This window comes from Lapillicoccus jejuensis, from assembly GCF_006715055.1.
Lineage (GTDB): Bacteria > Actinomycetota > Actinomycetes > Actinomycetales > Dermatophilaceae > Lapillicoccus > Lapillicoccus jejuensis.
The window spans coordinates 1,375,303-1,395,005 of the sequence record NZ_VFMN01000001.1 but is presented as its reverse complement, the minus strand read 5'-3'; the positions used below and the strand labels follow the sequence as shown (position 1 = coordinate 1,395,005).

Sequence of the window (19,703 nt, the reverse complement as noted above, 5' to 3'; positions counted from 1 at the left end):
CCGGCGGGGCCCGGCCGCCCTCACCGCCGGCCGGGCCCCCACGCCGCACCTCCCTCGCCCCCACCCCCGCCCGACCTGGAGCCCGTCATGTCGACCGCCACCGCCCGACGCCCCGCTGACCGCGCCCTCCCGAGCACCACCCCGAGCACCACCCCGAGCACCCCCGTGGTCGCCGACGACCTGGACGGTCTGCCGGTCCGCGACCCGGAGCCGGGGGGCGAGCTGCTGCCGGGGTACACGGCCCTGGACCGGCTCGGCGTCGGGCAGCGCTGCGAGACCTGGCTGGCGTGGTCGGCGGAGCTGTGGCACCCCGTGGTCCTCAAGCTGCCCCGGCTGCACCAGCTCGACCACCCGCGCGCCCGGGCGAGCCTGCGCCGCGAGGCGGTCGCACTCTTCGACGGGCACCCCGTCCTGCCGCGGCTCGTCGCCGACGGGGCGGACGAGCCGGTGCCGTACGTCGCCGTCGAGCTGCTCAGCGGGGAGTGCCTCGCGGACCTCGTCGAGGACGGCCCCCGACCCGGCCACGAGGTCGCCTCGCTCGGCGCCCAGCTGCTGGCCGGCCTGCGGCACCTGCACCGACGCGGCCTGGCCCACCTCGACGTCAAGACCGAGAACGTGCTGCTCGTCGGGTCGGGCGGCACCGGCGTCCCGCGGCTGGTCGACCTGGGGTCGGCGCGCAGCATCGGCCGCGAGCAACCGCCCGGCAAGCCCGTCGGCACCCTCGGCTACGCCGCCCCCGAGATGGAGGCGTGCGCCCCGCTGTCGGCCGCGATGGACCTCTACGGTCTCGGCACCGTGCTCGCCGAGCTGCTCACCGGGCTGCCCTTCCCCGACGGCGCGGGCGCCGCCGTCGCCGGTCTCGACGACCCGGTCGCCGCCGTCGTCCTGCGGCTGCTCGACGACGACCCGGGGGAGCGCGGACGGTCCGACGAGGTCCTCGTCGCGCTGGCCGCCCTCGCCGGCGACCTGCGGCCGTGGCCCGAGTGGGCCGACGACCTGCTGGTGCGCGCAGGCGCCCCGGCCTAGGGAACCCGGTCTGGAGGAACCCGGCCTGCAGGAACCCGGCCTGGAGGAACCCGGCCTAGAGGAACTCGGCCGGGTCGAACTCGGCGATGGGGATGACCCGGATCCGCGGCAGCCGCGTCGTGAAGGCCTGCACGTCGTACTCGAGGTCGATGAACTGCAGCCCGGCGTCGGCCAGCGGCGCGTACTCCTTGCTGCGGAACTCCTTGAACCCCACCAGCGCCACCCGGCGCCCGTCGCACAGCGCGCCGACCTGCGGCACGAAGTCGCGGTCGTGGCTGAGCAGCATGACGTCGGCGGACCGGTCCTTGAGCGCCTCGAGGGTGCGCTGGATGGCGATGTCGACGACCTTCTCGCCGGCGTCCCCCGAGAGCGGGACGGGCCGGAACCCCAGCGCCATGAGGGCCTGGACGAACGGGTACGGCATCTCCCCGTTGACCGCGAGGAAGAACAGCCCGACCGCGGGCTGCGGCCACGTGTGCTCGGCGAAGGTCATGACCCGGTCCCAGCGCGGCCGCTCCTCGGACATCGGGCGGCGCTGGAGGATCGAGCCACCCAGGGTCGCGTCGATGTTCTCGCCGTCGACGAGGACGTACGTCGTCCGCTCGCCGGGTCCGCTGCTCGGGTCCATGCCGCCACCATAGGGCCGCACGGCCCGGACCGGGCTGGCACCATGCGGCGATGACCGCACCCGCCACGCCGCCCGCCGCCATCGGGACCGCCGCGACCGAGACCGCTGTCGTCGTCCTGGTCCCGGAGGCCGAGCCGGTCGTGGCGCCGTACCGGCTGGAGCTGGACCGGGCCGCCGCCTGGGGCGTGCCCGCGCACGTGACCGTCCTCTACCCGTTCGTCGACCCGGTCCGGCTCGACGACGACGTCCTCACCCGGCTCGGGGCGGCCGTGCGCGCGGTCCCCGCCTTCGACGCCGAGCTCACCGACGTCGCGTGGTTCGGCGACGACGTGGCCTGGCTCGCGCCCGACCCCGGGGCCGCCGCCGCGTTCCGCGCCCTCACCGCGGCGGCGTACGGCGCCTTCCCCGACCACCCGCCGTACGGCGGCGCGCACGACGACGCCGTCCCGCACCTCACCCTCGGGGAGAGCGCGGTCGGAGGGCTCGACGCGGTCCGGGCGGCGGCCGAGGCGGTGTCGGCGCGGCTCCCGGTGCGCACGCGGGTCCACGAGGTCGCGGTCCTCGCCGGGGCGGCGGTCGCGGGCTCCTGGTCCGACGTCCACCGAATCGCGCTACCCACGGGTCCGGGGTAGGACGGGACGACGGCCGCAACGGGGCGGCCGTCACCAGGGAAGGCCTCACATGTCCAGCTCCTCCTCACCCCTCCCACCCACCACCGGGGTCACGCCCGGGATCATGCCCGGGATCACGCGCAGGACCGTCCTGCGGGCCGGCGCCGCCGGGTCCGCGCTCGCCGGCGCGGCCCTCACCTCCGGACCGGGCCCGTCGGCCGCCGCCGACGCGACGGGCACCGCCGGCACCGGGCGGACGGACCGGATCGGCACCGGCACCGACTTCGCCGTCCGCGTCTCGCCGGACGGACGCACCCTCGCGCTCGACGTCCTCGGCGTCCTGTGGGTCTGCTCGTCCTCCGGCGGCGACGCCCGCCGGCTGACCAGCGACTTGTTCGACATCGCCCAACCCGACTGGAGCCCCGACGGCAGCACGCTCGTCGTCCAGTCCTACCGCGACGCCGTCTTCAACCTGTGGACGGTCCGCCCCGACGGGTCGCAGCTGCGCCAGCTGACCCAGGGACCCTACGACCACCGCGAGCCGCGCTGGTCCCCGGACGGGCGCACCATCGCGTTCTCCTCGGACCTGCGCGGCAGCTACGGCATCTACGCGTACGACGTCGCGTCGGCGACGATCCGCGTGCTCGCCGACGACCCCGTCGCCGAGGAGTACGAGCCGACCTGGTCGCCGGACGGGACGACGGTCGCCTTCGTCGTCGACAACACCCGGATCGACGTCGTCACCGTGGCCACCGGCGTGCGGTCGACGCTCGGCAGCGTGCCCACGGGGGTCGTCCTGCACATGCCGCAGTGGCTGCCCGACGGCAGCGGCGTCATCGCGCACCGGCTCGAGGCGCAGCGCAACGAGCTCGTCCTCCTGTCGGCCGGGACGTCGGCCGGCGGTGTCGCGGGCACCGTGACCCCGCTCGTCACCGGCGAGGAGGTGCTGCCGTTCCGGGCCTCGTTCCCGGCGGGCTCTGCGGCCGGCGCGGACCGCCTCTACTACTACACGTCCGAGGGCAAGGTCCGGCGGCGCCGGCTCGGCGACCCGCAGCGGCACACCGTGGGGTTCACCGCCGCGGTCCAGCTCGTCACGCCGTCGTACCGCAAGCGGCGGCGGCAGTTCGACTCGCGAGCACCCCAGCAGGTCAAGGGGATCGGGAGCCCGACCCTGTCGCCCGACGCGCGCTCGGTCGCCTTCCGCGCGCTCGGCGACCTGTACGTCGGCGCCCTCGGGCAGCGTCCGCGACCGTTGTTCCGCGACGGCTGGTGGGTGTCCGACCCGGACTGGTCGCCCGACGGCCGACGCCTCGCCTACGCGTCCGACCGCACCGGCACCCTCAACCTCTGGGTGCGCGACCTCGCGACGGCGACCGACACCCAGCTGACCTCCTTCACCGAGTCGGCGGCGGTCTCCTGCCGCTGGTCGCCGGACGGCAGCGAGCTGGCCTACCTCGACCAGGACGGCGGCCTGTGGGTGCTCGACGTCGCGAGCGGGGACGTCCAGCTGGTCTTCCCGGCGACCTTCGAGCCGGGCCGGCCGACGTGGTCGCCCGACGGGTCGGTCATCGCTCTCGCGGCGGTCAAGCCCTACAGCAGGCGGTACCGCGAGGGGCTGTCGAAGATCCTCCTCGTCGACCGGCGCACCGGCGAGGCGACGTACGTCGACCCGGCGCCCGACCGCTCGCTGCAGACCCGGGGCGACGACGGGCCGGTGTGGTCGCCCGACGGGCGGTGGCTGTGCTTCGCCATGGAGAGCGTGCTGTGGCTGCTGCCCGTCGGCCGTGACGGACGGCCGACGGGACCGGCGCGGCAGCTGACGACCGTGGTCAGCGACGCGCCGTCGTGGTCGGGCGACAGCCGCACCGTGCTCTTCCTCAGCAACGGGACGCTGCGGACCGTCCGCGTGGGTGCCGTGACGAGCGGCGGTGGCGGTTCGCCCTCGGCGGGCACGGCGCACGACCTGCCGCTGACGTGGACCAACGACCCCGGCACCGACACCCTCGTCGTGCACGCCGGCCGGATGTGGGACGGCGTGAGCCGGACCGTCGTGCGCGACGTCGACATCCTGGTCAGCGGGCAGCGGATCACCGGGATCGAGCCGCACCGGGCGGGCCGGCCCGGTCGCCTCGTCGACGCGAGCGACCGGTTCGTCATGCCGGGCCTCATCGACATCCACCACCACCGCGAGATGCAGGGCTACTCGTACGGCTCGCGGCAGGGGCCGCTCTGGCTCTCGCTCGGCATCACGACGACGCGGTCGCCGGGCAGCCCGGCCTACCACATGGTCGAGGAGCGGGAGGCGGTCCAGTCCGGACACCGGGTCGCGCCGCGCTACTTCGGCACCGGCGAGGCCGTCGACGGGCCGCGCATCTACTACAACTTCATGCGGCCGACGTTCACCGCGGCGCAGCTCCCGCTCGAGCTGTCCCGCGCCGGTGCGCTCGACTACGACCTCATGAAGTGCTACGTCCGGCTCCCCACCGCGTGGCAGAAGCAGGTCATCGCGTGGGCGCACGAGCACGGCGTGCCGTCGACGTCGCACTACCACTACCCGGCGATGGCCTTCGGCGGCGACCAGACCGAGCACATCGGGGCGACCAACCGCTTCGGCTACTCGCGCACGGTCACCAACGTCGGCAGCGGGTTCGAGGACGTCATCTCGATGTTCAACGAGTCCCGGATGGCGCGGACGCCCACGCTGTTCGTGTCGTCGACGCTCTACCGGGAGGACACCTCGCTCGTCACCGATCCGCGGGTCACCCGGATGTACCCGCTGTGGCGGCAGAAGGCGCTCGCCGCGACGGTGACCACCGCCACGACGACGGACCAGACGGCGACCCGGGCCAACCTGCGCCACCAGGTGGCGCAGGTGCTCGCGATGGTCCGCGGCGGCGGTCTCGTGACGACCGGCACCGACTCGCCGATCGACCACCTCGCGATCAGCACGCACATGAACCTGCGGGCGTGCGTGAAGTACGGCCTCACGCCGTACGAGGCGCTCGTCACCGCGACGAGCTCGACCGGCGCCTACCTCGGCGAGCAACTCGGGCAGGTGCGGGCCGGCTTCTATGCCGACCTCGCGATCGTCGACGGCGACCCGCTCGCGCGGATCGAGGACGCCGCCGCCGTGACGGCGGTCGTCACCGGCGGGCGGTACCGCACCGTCGAGGAGCTGCTCGCGCCGTACGACGGCCCGACCGCCACCCACGGCGACGCGACCCCGGCGACCGCCGGACCCGGGACCGCCGGACCGGCGACCGCCGGACCCGGGACGCGGGCGGCTGCGCGACCGGCAGCACGCGCCCGTGCCAACAGGATCCGCCCGGCGGTGCCCCGGCACCCGTCGACGGCCGGTTTCTGGTGGAACGACCCGCAGGTGCTCGCCCACGCGCGCGAGGCGTGCTGCGAGCAGCACTGACCGGAGTGGGCGTCGCCGCGGCCGGGCCGGGAGAAATCCCGTGCCCGGTCGTGGCGGTCGCCGTACCGTCGGAGGATGGACGGGCACGGTGGGCGGCTGCGGGTGACCTTCCACGACGACCCGGCCGCGTTCCTCTCCGTCGCCGGGCCGGTGCTCGGGGCCGACCCGGTGACGGGGACCGTCGTCGCGACCATCGCGCAGCGGGTCGCGCACGAGCTCGCCGGCGGGGTCGACTCCTGGGAAGCGGTCGGGGCGCCGTTCGCGCGGTGGTGGGCGACGGTGCACGACGTCCCCGGTGGCACCGGACCCGGGGAGGGCCCCGTGGTGGGCGTGGCGATGCGGACGGCCGGGTTCGAGCGCTACCCGGCCTTCCTGCTGCCGATGCCCGACGACGCCGCGCGCGTGCTCGCGCGCGAGGTGCACGACCGCGGCGAGGAGCTGCGCGGCCTCAACGGCGCCCTGCCCGCCGTCCGGGTCTGCGCCGAGGAGACCGCCCGGCTGCTCGGTGGGTCGGTGCACCTCCTCGTGCGCACCCGGCTCTTCGAGGCCCGGCACGTGGACCACCCTGCGGCGCCGGACGGGAGCCTGTCCCTCGCCGGCCCGGGCGACCTCGAGGTCTGCGCGGCCTGGTTCGCGGCGTTCCACGCCGACGCCGACCGCCAGGCCGGCCGTCGACCTGGGGAGGGTGGGGAGCACCCACCGGACCGGGACGACGTCGCCCGTCGCATCGAGCGGGGGACGGTGGCGTTGTGGCGGGACGGCCAGGGGCGGCCCGTGCACCTCACCGGGTGGAACCCGCCCGCCTTCGGGGTCGCGCGGATCGGTCCCGTCTACACGCCGGCCGAGCACCGCGGGCGCGGGTACGCCGCCGCGGCCGTCGCCGCGACGACCCAGCGCTTCCTGGACGACGGCGTGCGGGTGTGCCTCTTCACCGACCAGGCGAACCCGGTGTCGAACGCGCTCTACGAACGGCTCGGCTACCGACCCGTCACGGACATGGCGCAGCTCGTCGTCGAGTGATCCGCAGGTCGGCTCGATGTCGGGCCCGCTCCCGAGGCGCGTCATGAGCGCAGGGGTGGGGTCGGTGGTGGGGTGTGCCAGCGGACGCCGGTGGGGGTGACGCTCGCGGTGAGGTCGTGGGTGTGGACGTGGGTGTGGTGGCGTCGGCAGAGCAGGGCGGCGTTGCTGCGGTCGGTGGTGCCGCCGCGTGACCACCACTGGACGTGGTGGACGTCGCACCAGGTGGCGGGTGTCGTGCAGCCGGGGTAGGTGCAGTGCTTGTCCCGCCTCCACACGTTGAGGCGCTGCGCGGGGGCGAACAGGCGCTTGGTGCGGCCGAGGTCGAGGACCTGGCCGTCGGCGCCGAGGAGGGCGGGGATGATCCCGGCCTCGCAGGCGAGGCGGCGGACGGTGGCGGGGGAGAGGACCTCGCCGGTGGAGGTGATGCCGGCGCGGTCGAGGGCGCCGGTCAGGGCGTCGTAGTCGATGGTGACGAGCAGCTGGGTCTTGTCGCCGAGCCCGGGGCGAGGCCCGAACGCCGCCCCCGGCGTGCTACCCGCCGTGTCACCGGCTCGGTCACCCACGTTGTCACCCGTCGTGCTGGCGGCGTTGTCGCCGTCCTGGGAGGTGGTGCTCTCGCTGCCTGCGCTGCCCGGCATGGCGCTTCCGCCGCCGGCGGCGACGGCGCGGGTGACGAGGTCGAGCAGCGCGTCCGCGCGGCGGGTCGCGGGTGAGCGGGGGTCGGTCGTCTCGCCCGGTTCGAGGGTGCCGTCCTGCAGCCGGCGGGGCGCTGACAGCGCGGACACGGCGGCGTCGACGATCGCGGCGCCCTCGGGGTCGAGGGTCAGCTTGTAGGAGGCCAGGCCTGTGGCGGAGCAACCGCCGTCGGTGCGGGTGAACGCGCGGGCCTGGCGGGCGCGGCGTTCGTCGTCCTCGAGGTCCCTCGAGGGTTTGACCACGGCGGCGGCTTCGCGCAGGTGCCGGGCCAGCCGCTTCGCGTCCACGCCCCGAGAGGACCCCGGAGCCTCGGTCTCACGCGGATCCGTGGAGCCGTCTGGTCGGACGTCGGGCAGGACGTCGGAGGCGCCCACGACGAGCCCGGTCACCCAGGTCGTCAGGTCGTCCTCGTCCGCGGCGGGCGAGATCTGCTGGGCGAACCGCACGATCTGCGCGGCCCGCCCGACAGGCAGCGCGGTGGAGAAGATCGCCTCGCGGACGACGTCCGCGCCGGGCACCCGGTCCCGTGACGCGCCCCCGAGCTGTCCTGCGTCAGGCGCGGCGGTGGCTCGCGCCACCGTGACCGCGGCGGCGACGGTGTTCACCTCCGGCAGCGGCGCCCGTGCCCCGAGGGCCTGGCGGGTGTAGTCCGCCACGGAGAACCCGGCCTCGGACGCCAGCCCCCGCGAGAGGACCTCCCCGAGCAGGACCTGCTCGAGCACCTCGAGCCGGGCCCGGGCCTCCCCGATGTCCCCGAACGCGGCGAGCACCTGCCCGGTCGACAGCCGGCACCCCTGCGGTGTGGCCGACGGATCCGTCGCCGCGCGCAGCGCCTGGACCGCCGCCGCCGTCGCAGCGTCCAGCGCTGCTCTCTCGTGCGCTCCACCGTCGCCGAGCGCACCGGGAGCGTGGTCCTGGCGCTTCTCCCCGAACCCGGCCGACCACCCCGCCGGCTCACCCAGGACGTCCCCGACCCGCCGCCACGACCCCTCACCACCAGAGGCACCACCGGGCGCGGCAGCGGCGTCCGCCGCACCACGCTCCGGGGTCAGGTCCTCGTCCATGTCCCCACGCTAGACGCGACCACCGACAGTCCTATCCCGGCCGTTGCACGCCAATCCTGCTGTCGCACAGTCGGATTGGCATCAACACGCAAATCGGACGTCTCAACACCCTGACCGACCATCCGCTTGACAACGGCGACCCACGTGCCCCAAAGAGCCTCAGGGGAGCAGCCGCGCGACCAGCTCGTCGACCGTGTCGTCCACGGTGAGCTCGGGGTCGAGCGGGATCGTCAGCCGGTCGAGGAGGAGACCGTCGAGGGCGTAGTGGAAGAGGAGGAGCTCGGTCCGCCCGCCCGGCAGCCCGGCCGCGGTGTGGAAGGCGACGTCGTCCGCGAAGGCGGCGCGCCGCCACGCGCCGAGCGCCTCGGCGACCGCGGGGCGTCGTACGGCCTCCAGTCGCAGCTCGAGCAGTGCCAGGGCGACCTGGGGCTCGGCCCGCACCCGCCGCACGACGTCGCGCAGGTAGGCGCCGAGCAGCGCGCGGTCGGGGGTGCGACCGGCGAAGGGCGCGAGGTCGTCCGCGGTGGGCGTGAGCCGCTCGCCGAGGCGGCCGACGAGCGCGGCGACGAGGTCCTCCCGGGTGGGGAAGTAGTTCGAGGCGGTGCCGCGCGGCACCCCGGCCTCGGCGTCGACCGCCCGGTGGGTCAGCCCGCGAGCCCCCTCCTGCGCCAGCACCCGGATCCCCGCGTCGGCCAGCGCGCGTCGCCGGGCCGGGTTCTGCGCCATGAGCACGATCGTACGGTAACCACGACAGGTGTCGTACATTGGCCTGATGAGAGAGCTCGTCTACTACGTCGCCGTCAGCCTCGACGGCTACATCGCCGACCCGCAGGGCCGGTACGACGCCTTCCTCGGCGACGGGGACCACGTCGAGGTCGTCGTCGGGGAGTACGGCGACGCGCTCCCGGCCCACGCCCACGCGGCGATGGGGACGACGCCGCCGGGCACCCGCTTCGACACCGTCGTCATGGGCTGGGACACGCTGGTCCCGGCGCTGGAGGCGGGCATCGCGAGCCCGTACCCCTACCTGCGCCAGGTGGTCGCGAGCCGCCGCAAACGCGAGGTGGCGGACGACGTCACCCTCACCGACGACCCCGTCGGGACGGTCCGCCGCCTCAAGGCCGAGGACGGCGATCTCGACCTCTGGCTCTGCGGCGGGGGGCGCCTGGCCGGCAGCCTCGCCGCGGACATCGACCGGCTCGTCCTCAAGCGGCACCCGGTGCTCCTCGGGGCGGGGATCCCGTTGGTGGCCGGGGCGACCGACGGACCGCAGCCCTTCGCCCCGGTCGGCTCTCGGACCTTCGGCTCCGGCGTCGTCGTCGAGGAGTACGCGCGCGTCAGGGCCTGACCGGCCCACGGCCCGGCTACCGTCGCGAGGGTGGACGACGCCCTCGCGAGACCCCGGCTGCTCACCGACCTGCGGGACGCGCGGGCCTCGCTCGTCGGCAAGCTCGACGGCCTGGGCGAGTACGACGTCCGGAGGCCGCTCACCCCGACCGGCACCACCCTGCTCGGTCTGGTCAAGCACTGCGCGCTGTGGGAGTCGCGCTACCTGGGCGAAGTGTTCGGCCGTCCGTTCCCCGAGCCGCTGCCGGCGTGGACCGACCACGCCGGCAACCGCGACCACCTCTGGGTGCGGGCCGACGAGACGCGCGCGGACGTCCTCGGGCTCCACGAGCGGGTCGCCGCCCACGCCGACGCGACGATCGCCGAGCTGCCGCTCGACGCCCCCGGTCACGTCCCGTGGTGGCGCGCGGACGTCACGCTGCTCGCCGTCGTCAGCCACCTGCTCACCGAGACCGCCCGCCACGCCGGCCACGCCGACATCCTGCGCGAGCAGCTCGACGGGGCGGTCGGCGACGACAACGCCGCGCCGCCGGGCGACGGCGAGCGCCGGCGCGCGTGGAACGCCCGCGTCGAGCAGGCGGCCCGCGACGCCGCCCGCTGACCGGCCCGGGACCTCCCGTTAGGGTCACCGGGTGTCGTGGGGCCTGGTCAGCGGCGTGCTCGGTTTCGCCGTCGTCGGGTTCGACCCGTTCAGCGTCCTCATCCTCGCCGCCGCCCTCGGCGCCGGCGCCCGCCGCCGCGCGCTCGTCGCCTTCGCCGTCGGGACGCTGCTCGCGACCGTCGTCCTCGGCACGGTCCTCGGCCGCTCGGTCCACCACCTCACGGGCTACCTGCTGCACGAGGTGCGGCACGTCCCTGGGGGCTGGCGCCTCGCCGTCGAGCTCGTCGTGGCCGCCGCGCTGGCCGGGTGGGCGGCCCACCGGTGGGCCAGCCGCGACCGCCCACGTGACCCGACCTCCCCGCCGAAGGGGCTGTCCGCCCGTGCCCTCCTCGTCGCCGGGGTCCTGTGGGGCCTGGCCGGCGTCAGCGACCCCGGGTACGTCGGCGCCGTGCTCCTCACCGCCCGCGAGGACAGCCACCTCGTCATGGCCGGGGCGCTGCTGCTGTGGTTCCTCGTCGCGCAGTCGCCGATGGTCGTCACCGTCGCCGCCCTCGCCGCCGGCCGCGACTCGCCCGCGGTGACCCGCGTCGTCGCGGGGACGCAGCGCCTCGTCGGTGCGCTGCGTCCGGTGGCCACCGCCGTCGTCGCGCTGGCGGCCCTCGCGCTGCTCGCCGACGGGGTGACGTACGTCGTCTCGGGTCGCTTCGCGCTCCCGCCGCACTGACGGCACGGACGGGCGCCGCCGGCGAGGGCCGTCGTCCGCCGTTCACCCGCCGAGGTGGTGACGTTCACCGGCCTGCGTCGAGCATGCGGCCATGACGTCGACGCGACCCGCCCCCAGCCGCCGTACCGTCCTCAAGGGGGCCGCGGCCGCCGCCGGCGCGACCGCCCTCGGGGTGCTGCGCCCCTTCGACGAGGCGGTCGCCGCCGAGCCGGCGAGCCAGGGCGTCTTCGGGTACGGCGTCGCGAGCGGCGACCCCCGCGGCAACAGCGTCGTCATCTGGACGCGGGCCACCCCGCCGACCCGCCCCGGGCAGCCGGTCGCGACGCCCGGCAGCGGCCTCGGCGCCCCGCTCAACGTGCGCTGGGAGGTGGCCGCCGACGCGGCCTTCACGACCGTCGTCCAGCGCGGTCACGTCATGACCAGCCCCGACAGCGACCACACGGTCAAGGTCGTCGTGACGGGTCTGCAGCCCTACACGCGCTACTGGTACCGCTTCGTCGCCAAGGGCGGGACGAGCCCGGTGGGGTCGACCCGCACCGCCCCCGACGTGCCGGGCAAGGTCCGCGCGCTGCGCCTCGCCCTCGTGTCGTGCAGCAACTACACCGGGGGCTACTTCGGCGCCTACCGCGCGATCGCCGCGCGCACCGACCTCGACTTCGTGCTGCACGTCGGTGACTACATCTACGAGTACGGCAACGGCGCCGACCGCTACGGCCCCGACCAGCTCATCGGCGTCCGCGACGCCCAGCCGCCGACGGAGACCCTCGACCTGCGCGACTACCGGCTGCGCCACGCGCTGCACAAGGCCGACCCCGACCTGCGCGCGGCGCACGCGGCGGTCCCCTTCATCACGATCTTCGACGACCACGAGGTCGCCAACAACGCGTGGGACGACGGCGCGGAGAACCACGACCCGGGGGAGGGCTCGTTCCTGCGCCGCCGGCGGGACGCCTACCAGGCCTACCTCGAGTGGATGCCCTTCCGGATGCCCGACCAGCAGGAGGTCCCCCACCAGGGCCGGCGCTTCTTCAAGCGTTTCACCTTCGGCGCCCTCGCGGACCTGTCGGTCCTCGAGACCCGGCAGAACCGCAGCCGCCAGGTCGACGTCGCGCCCTTCACGACGACCGGCGGCGGGTTCATCCCCGACAGCGACCCCGCCGTCCAGGCGCAGCTGGCCGACCCGACCCGGCACCTGCCCGAGCCCGAGCAGCTCGCCTGGCTCGAAGAGGGTCTCGCCGACGGCTCGGTCCCCTGGCACCTCGTCGGCAACCAGGTCGTCCTCACGCCGGTCCGCTTCCCGGGCGCCGCGCTGGGCATCAACGGCGTCCCCGAGCTGCTCAACTCCGACCAGTGGGACGGCTACCAGGCCGACCAGACGCACCTGCTCGGCCACCTCGCCGGTCTGCCCGCGGAGGCCGGCGACACCGTCGTCCTCACCGGCGACATCCACTCGTCGTGGGCGATGGACCTGCCGGCGACCAGGACCGCGTCGTACGACGGCGTGGGCGTCGAGTTCGTCTGCCCGTCGGTGACGAGCGACGGCTTTTACGAGGGGTTCTCGGGTGCCCTCACCGGCGTGCCGCCGGAGGTGGTCGTCACCGCGGTGAAGGGGGCGACCGCCGCCGTCCGGGCCACGAACCCGTGGATCTCCTACCTCGACGGCGTCGGGCACGGGTACGTCGTCGTCGACGTCACCCCCGAGCGGGTGCAGGCCGACTTCCACCTCACGCCCACCCCGACGAGCGCGCAGCCCGACCCGCGGGTCGTCCCCGACGTCGTCCCCGCCTACGCGACGTCCTGGCAGACCCTCGCCGGGGCGCGGCGGCTCAGCCCGGCGACCGGGCCGGTCGGACCGCGCGCGGACGAGCCGCGCACCGCCGGTCGCGGGCGGGGCTGAGCCGGGTCACCCCGGGCCGGTCCCGCACCACCTCGTGACGGCCGGCGCCAGCCCGCCGTCGTCGTCGCCCGCCCAGGCGACGTGCCCGTCCGGTCGGACGAGCACGGCGCCGGGGGCGGGCACCGCGCCGACCACCGGCAGCTCCCACTCGACCGGGGCCTGCGCCCGCACCGTCCGGACGATGCCCCCGGGGGCCTCGAGCCCGCCCGCGCCGCCGAGGTCGAGCAGCAGCGGACGCGCCTCGTGCAGCAGCGAGAAGGCGCGGACGGGCGTCCCGTCGACGAGCAGGTCGAGGTCCGGCAGCCGTCGCCCGACGACCGGGTGGTCGCCGCCACCCGGCACCTCGTGCACGACGTCGAGCCCCATCTGCAGCGCCGCCGTCGCGACCCTCGCCGGCTCGCTCTCGAGCAGCGCCGCCAGGGACCGGCGGAACGCCTCTGTCCGGGCGTCCCCGCGCTGGAGGAACGCCTGGGTGAGGACGTGGTCGAGGACCCGTTGCGTCGCGGGCCGCCGCTCGGCGCCGTACGTGTCCAGCAGGGTCTGCGGGGACACCCCGCGCACGACCTGACCGAGCCGCCACCCGAGCGAGACCGCGTCCTCGAACCCGAGACCCAACCCCTGACCGCCGGTCGGCGGGTGCACGTGGGCGGCGTCGCCGGCGACGAGGACGCGCCCGCGCCGGTGGTCCTCGACGACGCGGCAGGCGTCGGTGAAGCGCGACACCCACGCGACGTCGCGCAGCCCGAGGTCGCCGCCCCAGACCGCGACGACGGCCGCGCGCAGCTCGTCCTCGGTGGCGGGCGTGGAGGGCCCGACCCGCGGCTCGGTGACGACGACGCCGGACAGGCCGTCCGCGCCGACCGGTCCGATCGCGTGGATCCCCAGGGCGTCCTGCCGCATCCCGCGCGGCGCGTCGTCGTCGATCCGGGCGTCGGCGATGAGGTTGCTGCGGGTCGCCTCGGTGCCGACGAGCCCCAGCCCGACGGCGTCGCGGACGGTGCTCCGCCCGCCGTCGGCGGCGACGACGTACGACGCCCGGATCGGGGCGCCCGCGGCGAGCCGCACCGTCACCCCGTCCGCGTCCTGCTCGACGCCGGCCACCTCGACGCCCCACCGCACCGGCACGTCGAGCTCGCCCACCCAGCCGCGCAGCAGTCGTTCGACCTCAACCTGCTCGATGGCGAGGGTGTACGGGTGCCGGGTCGGCAGCTGCGCCACCGGCAGGGGGACGTCGGCGAGGCTCGAGACGGCGAACGGCCGCCCCACCTCGAGGAACCGCTCGGCGAGCCCGCGCTGGTCGAGCAGCTCGACGGTGCGCGCGTGGAAGCCGCGCGCCCGCGTCCCGACGAGCGCCGGGATCACCCGCCGCTCGAGGACGAGCACGTCCACCCCGGCGAGGGCCAGCTCGCCGGCGAGCACCAACCCGGTCGGGCCCGCCCCGACGACCACGACGTCCATCTCGCGAGTCTCGCCCCCTTGACAACCTACAACCAAACGGTTGTAAGTTATCTCTGTGACCGACAGCGAGGACCGCGCCGACGCGCTGTTCCACGCGCTCTCCGACCGGACCCGACGCGACATCCTGCGCCGCGTCCTCGCCGGCGAGCACTCGGTCTCGACCCTCGCGGCGTCGTACGGGATGAGCTTCGCCGCCGTCCAGAAGCACGTCGCCGTCCTCGAGCGCGCCGGTCTGCTGACCAAGCGCCGGGTGGGCCGCGAGGCCCTCGCCACCGGCGACGTCACCGCCGTGCGGTCCGTCGCCTCGCTGCTCGACGAGCTCGAGGCCGTGTGGCGCGGCCGCATCGACCGCATCGACCTGCTGCTCGCGCAGGACCCCGACCAGCCCACTCCACCCACGACAGGGAGCTGACCCACCATGCCCGTCACCGACATCACCAAGGACCTCGACGCCCGCACGCTCACCATCACCGCGCACTTCGCGGCGCCGGTCGAGCGGGTCTGGGGCCTGTACGCCGACCCGCGCCAGCTCGAGCGCGTCTGGGGTCCGCCGACCTACCCGGCGACCTTCGTCGACCACGACCTGTCCGTGGGCAGCCGCTGCACCTACTACATGGCCTCGCCGGAGGGGGAGCGGTACGGCGGCTGGTGGCGCATCACCGGCGTCGACGAGCCCCATCGCCTCACCTTCGACGACGGCTTCGCGACGGGCGACCTCGAGGACGCGCCGGGGATGCCGGTGTCGCACAACGTCTACGCGTTCGAGGCGGACGGCGAGGGCACGCGGGCGACCTACGTATCGCAGTTCGACTCGGCCGAGGACCTGCAGAAGGTGCTCGACATGGGCGTCGAGGAGGGCTCCCGGTCGGCCATCGACCAGATCGACGCGGCGCTCGTCGCGTGACCGCCGCCGCCTGAGCGGGTACGGCGTCCCGCATGCGCCTGCCCACTCCGCCGCCGCCCGAGCGTGAGAAGGGGGACGGCGGTGACGTCGTCCGCTGGGTCGCCGAGCACCTGGGCGACCTCACCCTCGAGGGGGCGGACGGGGTCGCCAAGGGCGCCTTCACCGGCGGCCAGACCACCGCCGACACCGCGCTCGCGACGCTCGACGTCACCGGCTACGCCCGGGACCGCTCGACCGTCCTGCCGGTGGGGAAGCGCGGGGCGAGCCGGATGTCGCCGTACCTGCGGTACAACCTCGTCACCCTCCGTGAGGCGTGGGACGCGGCCGGCGCGGCGCCGTACCGCGACCGGGACAAGTACCGTGACGAGCTGCTCTGGCAGGAGTACGCGCGGCACCTCTACGCGCGGACCGGCGCGGCCCTGGGTCGCGAGCTGCGTCACGAGCAGCCGCGCACGGGCACCCCCTGGGACGACCCGTGGCCGGAGAAGATGCGCTGCATGGAGGCCGTCACCGGCGAGCTGGAGACCGACGGCTGGCTGGTCAACCAGACCCGGATGTGGATGGCGTCGCAGTGGGCCGTCCGCGCCGGCGCCGACTGGCGCGAGGGCGAGGACCGCTTCTTCACCCACCTCGTCGACGGGTCGCGCGCCGCCAACCGGCTCGGCTGGCAGTGGACCGTCGGCACCGGGTCCGGGAAGCCCTACGGCTTCAGCCGCTGGCAGGTCGAGAAGCGCGCGCCGCAGCTGTGCCGCGAGTGCGCCCTCTCCGACGCCTGCCCCGTCCAGGGCTGGCCCCCGGAGACCCGGCTCGCGCCCGTCGACGGTCCCGACCTCGGCGCGGGCGACATCCCCGCCGGCCCCGACGCGGTCGAGGGCGACGGCGCCGAGCAGGTCTGGCTCACCGCCGAGTCGCTCGGCGACGGCGACCCGGCGCTCGCGGCCGACGACTCCCGGCCGGTCGTCTTCGTCTTCGACGAGCCGCTGCTGAGGCGGCTGCACCTGTCGGGCAAGCGCCTGGTCTTCCTCGCCGAGACCCTCGGCGACCTCGCGACCCGCCGCGACGTCGAGGTCCGCCGCGGCCGCATCGCCGACGAGCTCGCCGGCCGCTCGCTCGCCGTCACCCACGCCCCGGTGCCGGGGTTCGCGACCCGCGCCGCCGCGGTGCGCCCCGTCGAGGTGCACCCGTGGCCGTGGCTGGTCCGCCCGAAGCCGGCGCCGGTGCGCTCGTTCAGTGCCTGGGTGCGCTCCGTCGGCCGCCCTCGCGGCTGACCCGACGGGGCGCCGACGCGCCGGTCAGGGCGTAGTCCATGACGACGTCCTCGTCGACGTCGGCGGTGTCGAGGACGGCGACGACCCGTCCCTGGTGCAGCACCGCGACCCGGTCGCACATCGACAGCACCTCGGACAGGTCGCTCGTGAGGACGACGACGGCCTTGCCGCGCGCGACGAGCTCGTCGACGACGTCGTACGCGCGGGTGCGGGCCCCGACGTCCACCCCGCGCGTGGGGTGCTCGAGGACGACGACGTCCGCGGTCGTCTCGGCGACGGACGCGATCGAGGCCTTCTGCTGGTCGCCGCCGCTGAGGTTCTTGACCGGGGCGTGGAGGTTCGACGTCTCCATCTCGAACTCGATGGCCCGCACGAAGGCGGCCTGGAGCCGCTCGTGCTCGTCGAGCCCCTCGAGGCCGGCGGTGAGGACGTCGGACTGGCGCGCCTCGAGCTGGTCGTCCGAGCGTCCGGCGACGTGGGCGACCCGGCCGTCGGTGTGCGCCTCGGCCTGCCGGGCGAGGGCGAGGACGAGGTCGCGCGCGCCGGACGTGCGCAGCCCGACGACGCCGAGGACCTGCCCGCCGTGCAGCGTGAGGTCGACCGGCTCGGCGAGGCCGTCGGCGGCCAGCCCGCGGACGGTGAGCACCTCGCGCCCGGCCGGGCGCTGCGCCTGGTGGCGCTCCGGCAGGCCGCGGTCGAGCATCGCGCGCACGAGGTCGTCGGCCTCGGCGCGGTCGGCGTCCACGACCTCGACGACGACGCCGTCGCGCACGACCGCCACGCGGTCCGAGAGGGCGGTGACCTCCTCGAGCCGGTGGGCGATGTGCAGGATCGAGCAGCCGCTCTCGCGCAGCAGCCGGGCGGCCGCGTGCAGCTGGGAGATCTCGAGGTCGTCGAGCACGGCCGAGACCTCGTCGAAGATGACCAGCCGCGCGCCCTCGGCCTGCACCCGCAGCACCTCGGCGAGCGCCTGGCCCGCGGGGTCGAGCTCGCCGAACGGCCGCTCGAGGTCGAGGTCGAAGCCGGTGCGGCCGAGGACCTGTACCCCCCGCATGAGCTGCTCCTGGCGCGGGGCCTGCGCGAGGTCGGTGTGTCGCAGCATGTTCTCGACCACCGTCACCTCGGGGGCGACGGCGAAGTCCTGCTCGATGACGCTGACGCCGGCCTCGCGCGCCTGCGCCGGGCTCTGCGGCCCGTACGGCGCCCCGTCGAGCAGCATCGTGCCCTCGCGGGGAGCCAGCTGGCCGCCCACGGTCTTGATGAGCGTCGACTTGCCCGAGCCGTTGCGCCCGACGAGACCGAGGATCTCGGCGTGCCCGATGGTGAGGTCGAGGCCGCGCAGGACGTGCCGGAAGCCGCGGTACTGGTGCAGGCCCCTGATCTCCAGCAGCGTGTGCGGCATCGTCCCGTCCCGTCGTCCCGAGTGTCTCGCGGGGACGCCCCACCCCAGGACCCGCGACGCCGTGAGTCTAGTCAGGGCAGACTGCCCCGACCGACACCCGCTCCAGCGGCCGGCCCGGCCCGCCCCGACCCGACGGAGGTCCCCGTGCGTCTCACCCAGGTCGCCCAGCGCGCCACCGACCTCGCTCGCGCGACGGCGTTCTCCACCGACCTGCTGGGGGCGCCTCCGGCCGCGACGTACGACCCACCGGGCCTCGTGTTCTTCGACCTCGACGGCACCCGGCTGCTGCTCGAGGGCGGCGCGCCGAGCGCGACGCTGTACGTCGAGGTGGACGACCTCGAGGCCGCCGTCGAACGGTTGCGGACCCGCGGTGTCGAGGTGACGGGCGAGCCGCACGTCATCGTCATCCACGAGGACGACACCCTCGGCCCGGCGGGCACGCAGGAGTGGCAGGCCTTCGTCCTCGACAGCGAGGGCAACACCGTCGGTCTCGTCGAGCAGCGACGTCCCGCATGAGCGACCCGCGACCCGCGCCGCCCACCCGGGCCGACTTCCCCGTCCTCGAGGCCGTGCAGACCCGGTGGGCCGACAACGACCAGTACGGCCACGCCAACAACGTCGTCTACTACGCGTGGTTCGACACCGTCGTCAACGGCTGGCTGGGCCGTCAGGTCGGCGACGTCACCCGGCTGCCCGCGCTCGGCGTCGTCGTCGAGACCTCGTGCCGCTTCCTCGCCTCGGTCGCCTTCCCCGACGCGCTCACCGTCGGGCTCGGGGTCGAGCGGCTCGGCGAGCGCAGCGTGACCTACCGGCTGGCCGTCTTCCGCGAGGACGCCGACGAGCCGAGCGCGGTGGGCCGCTTCGTGCACGTGTACGTCGACCCGGGCACCCGGCGCCCGGTCGCCGTCCCCGACGTGGTGCGGGACGCCGTACGGCGGCTCGTGAGGTAGCCCGGGCGTCACCGCCCCACGAGCGGGTTGTGCACCGTGAGCCGGGGGAACCGGCCGAAGTCGCGGTCGGCCGACCACAGTGCGTCGACGCCGTGCGACAGGCAGATCGCGGCGACGCGCGCGTCGTGGACCGCCGGACCGACGACCCCGGAGCCGGTCAGGAGCTCCTGCAGGAGCGGGAGGTGGTCGCGGCCCTCGCCGAGCACGTGCACCTGCTCGAGGGCGGTGAGCGCGACGACCGCCTCGACCGCGACGGCCTGCGGCGTCGGCGGCCGGTAGATCCGCGGATAGGTCACGACGGCGAGGAACTCGTGCAGGCACGGCCACGGCACCCCGAACGGCCGGCCGGAGTGCACGAGGTCCAGCAGCACCGCCGACGCCGCCGCGTGGTCGGGGCTGTCCTCGCGGTGCGCGTAGACGAGGAGGTTGGTGTCGAGGGCGATCACCTCGGCAGACCGTAGGAGGTCGCGAGGACGTCCTCGGCCGCGACGGCGAGCCCCTCGCCGCGTGCGGTGGGGAAATGGAAGTCGACCGGGGCCGGCGGCCGGCGGCGGCGCTCGACCTCGCTGCGCAGGCCCTCGACGACGAGCTCGCGCAGGGTCGTCCCGTGCTCGTGCGCCAGCGCTCGGGCTTCGTCGGCCAGCGCGTCCGGTAGCTCGATCGTCGTCTTCACACGGGTCACCGTA

20 protein-coding genes are annotated in these 19,703 nt (G+C 75.3%); 13 read left to right on the top strand and 7 right to left on the bottom strand.

Annotated elements, in window-relative coordinates:
* Positions 1-87 precede the first annotated feature (87 nt).
* Positions 88-1,026 carry a serine/threonine-protein kinase gene (locus FB458_RS06650; RefSeq protein ID WP_141847795.1) on the top strand — a complete coding sequence of 313 codons (939 nt, stop codon included), beginning with the start codon at positions 88-90 and terminating at the stop codon, positions 1,024-1,026.
* 55 nt (positions 1,027-1,081) lie between these two features.
* Here the strand turns inward: FB458_RS06650 and FB458_RS06645 are convergent, their stop codons facing one another.
* Positions 1,082-1,654 (bottom strand): NYN domain-containing protein, encoded by a 573-nt coding sequence (locus FB458_RS06645; RefSeq protein ID WP_141847794.1) that lies wholly within the window; start codon positions 1,652-1,654, stop codon positions 1,082-1,084.
* A 50-nt stretch (positions 1,655-1,704) separates the two neighbouring features.
* Between FB458_RS06645 and FB458_RS06640 the strand changes: the two genes are divergently transcribed.
* The 3 genes from FB458_RS06640 to FB458_RS06630 all read left to right on the top strand — a co-directional run bounded on the left by FB458_RS06640 (position 1,705) and on the right by FB458_RS06630 (position 6,706).
* Positions 1,705-2,286: a 2'-5' RNA ligase family protein gene (locus FB458_RS06640; RefSeq protein WP_141847793.1), complete on the top strand. Its 582-nt coding sequence runs from the start codon at positions 1,705-1,707 to the stop codon at positions 2,284-2,286.
* 103 nt (positions 2,287-2,389) lie between these two features.
* A complete protein-coding gene (locus tag FB458_RS06635) occupies positions 2,390-5,686 on the top strand; it encodes an amidohydrolase family protein (RefSeq protein WP_211355950.1) in 3,297 nt (1,098 codons plus the stop codon).
* A gap of 75 nt (positions 5,687-5,761) precedes the next feature.
* Positions 5,762-6,706 (top strand): GNAT family N-acetyltransferase, encoded by a 945-nt coding sequence (locus tag FB458_RS06630; protein WP_141847792.1) that lies wholly within the window; start codon positions 5,762-5,764, stop codon positions 6,704-6,706.
* Between the two features lie 41 nt (positions 6,707-6,747).
* On the opposite strand, the gene FB458_RS06625 is transcribed toward FB458_RS06630, so the two are convergent.
* Both FB458_RS06625 and FB458_RS06620 read right to left on the bottom strand, forming a co-directional pair.
* Entirely contained in the window at positions 6,748-8,466 is a 1,719-nt protein-coding gene (locus FB458_RS06625) for an HNH endonuclease (protein WP_141847791.1), read from the bottom strand.
* 159 nt (positions 8,467-8,625) lie between these two features.
* Positions 8,626-9,192, bottom strand: a complete 567-nt coding sequence (locus FB458_RS06620) for a TetR/AcrR family transcriptional regulator (protein ID WP_141847790.1) — start codon at positions 9,190-9,192, stop codon at positions 8,626-8,628.
* 46 nt (positions 9,193-9,238) lie between these two features.
* On the opposite strand from FB458_RS06620, the gene FB458_RS06615 reads away from it, so the two are divergent.
* The 4 genes from FB458_RS06615 (at position 9,239) to FB458_RS06600 (ending at position 13,035) form a co-directional block, all read left to right on the top strand.
* On the top strand, positions 9,239-9,814 hold the full coding sequence (locus FB458_RS06615) for a dihydrofolate reductase family protein (protein ID WP_141847789.1): 576 nt from the start codon (positions 9,239-9,241) through the stop codon (positions 9,812-9,814).
* Between the two features lie 30 nt (positions 9,815-9,844).
* Positions 9,845-10,414 carry a DinB family protein gene (locus tag FB458_RS06610; protein WP_141847788.1) on the top strand — a complete coding sequence of 190 codons (570 nt, stop codon included), beginning with the start codon at positions 9,845-9,847 and terminating at the stop codon, positions 10,412-10,414.
* A 31-nt stretch (positions 10,415-10,445) separates the two neighbouring features.
* Complete coding sequence (locus tag FB458_RS06605; RefSeq protein WP_141847787.1) at positions 10,446-11,138, top strand: hypothetical protein; 693 nt, start codon at positions 10,446-10,448, stop codon at positions 11,136-11,138.
* Positions 11,139-11,229: 91 nt separating this feature from the next.
* The gene (locus FB458_RS06600) at positions 11,230-13,035 is read left to right on the top strand and encodes an alkaline phosphatase D family protein (protein WP_141847786.1); all 1,806 of its coding nucleotides are present in this window, start codon (positions 11,230-11,232) and stop codon (positions 13,033-13,035) included.
* Between the two features lie 6 nt (positions 13,036-13,041).
* Here the strand turns inward: FB458_RS06600 and FB458_RS06595 are convergent, their stop codons facing one another.
* Positions 13,042-14,493 (bottom strand): FAD-dependent monooxygenase, encoded by a 1,452-nt coding sequence (locus tag FB458_RS06595; RefSeq protein ID WP_141847785.1) that lies wholly within the window; start codon positions 14,491-14,493, stop codon positions 13,042-13,044.
* A gap of 55 nt (positions 14,494-14,548) precedes the next feature.
* On the opposite strand from FB458_RS06595, the gene FB458_RS06590 reads away from it, so the two are divergent.
* From FB458_RS06590 to FB458_RS06580, 3 genes are read left to right on the top strand one after another with little or no spacing between them, the layout of a single operon-like run.
* Positions 14,549-14,905 (top strand): ArsR/SmtB family transcription factor, encoded by a 357-nt coding sequence (locus FB458_RS06590; RefSeq protein ID WP_246061094.1) that lies wholly within the window; start codon positions 14,549-14,551, stop codon positions 14,903-14,905.
* A gap of 6 nt (positions 14,906-14,911) precedes the next feature.
* Positions 14,912-15,397 carry an SRPBCC family protein gene (locus tag FB458_RS06585; RefSeq protein WP_141847783.1) on the top strand — a complete coding sequence of 162 codons (486 nt, stop codon included), beginning with the start codon at positions 14,912-14,914 and terminating at the stop codon, positions 15,395-15,397.
* A 32-nt stretch (positions 15,398-15,429) separates the two neighbouring features.
* On the top strand, positions 15,430-16,665 hold the full coding sequence (locus tag FB458_RS06580; protein ID WP_141847782.1) for an FAD-binding domain-containing protein: 1,236 nt from the start codon (positions 15,430-15,432) through the stop codon (positions 16,663-16,665).
* On the opposite strand, the gene FB458_RS06575 is transcribed toward FB458_RS06580, so the two are convergent.
* Entirely contained in the window at positions 16,625-18,067 is a 1,443-nt protein-coding gene (locus FB458_RS06575; RefSeq protein WP_141847781.1) for an ATP-binding cassette domain-containing protein, read from the bottom strand. The two genes, FB458_RS06580 and FB458_RS06575, sit on opposite strands and share 41 nt — an antisense overlap.
* 144 nt (positions 18,068-18,211) lie before the next feature.
* Between FB458_RS06575 and FB458_RS06570 the strand changes: the two genes are divergently transcribed.
* Together FB458_RS06570 and FB458_RS06565 are read left to right on the top strand one after the other, a co-directional pair.
* The gene (locus FB458_RS06570) at positions 18,212-18,583 is read left to right on the top strand and encodes a VOC family protein (protein WP_141847780.1); all 372 of its coding nucleotides are present in this window, start codon (positions 18,212-18,214) and stop codon (positions 18,581-18,583) included.
* Positions 18,580-19,017, top strand: a complete 438-nt coding sequence (locus FB458_RS06565; protein ID WP_141847779.1) for an acyl-CoA thioesterase — start codon at positions 18,580-18,582, stop codon at positions 19,015-19,017. Before FB458_RS06570 ends, FB458_RS06565 begins: the two co-directional genes overlap by 4 nt.
* Before the next feature lie 8 nt (positions 19,018-19,025).
* Here FB458_RS06565 and FB458_RS06560 read toward each other — a convergent pair whose 3' ends face one another.
* Together FB458_RS06560 and FB458_RS06555 are read right to left on the bottom strand one after the other, a co-directional pair.
* On the bottom strand, positions 19,026-19,463 hold the full coding sequence (locus FB458_RS06560; protein ID WP_141847778.1) for a type II toxin-antitoxin system VapC family toxin: 438 nt from the start codon (positions 19,461-19,463) through the stop codon (positions 19,026-19,028).
* Positions 19,460-19,690 (bottom strand): type II toxin-antitoxin system VapB family antitoxin, encoded by a 231-nt coding sequence (locus FB458_RS06555; protein WP_141847777.1) that lies wholly within the window; start codon positions 19,688-19,690, stop codon positions 19,460-19,462. The genes FB458_RS06560 and FB458_RS06555 overlap by 4 nt, the downstream gene beginning before the upstream one ends.
* Positions 19,691-19,703 lie beyond the last annotated feature (13 nt).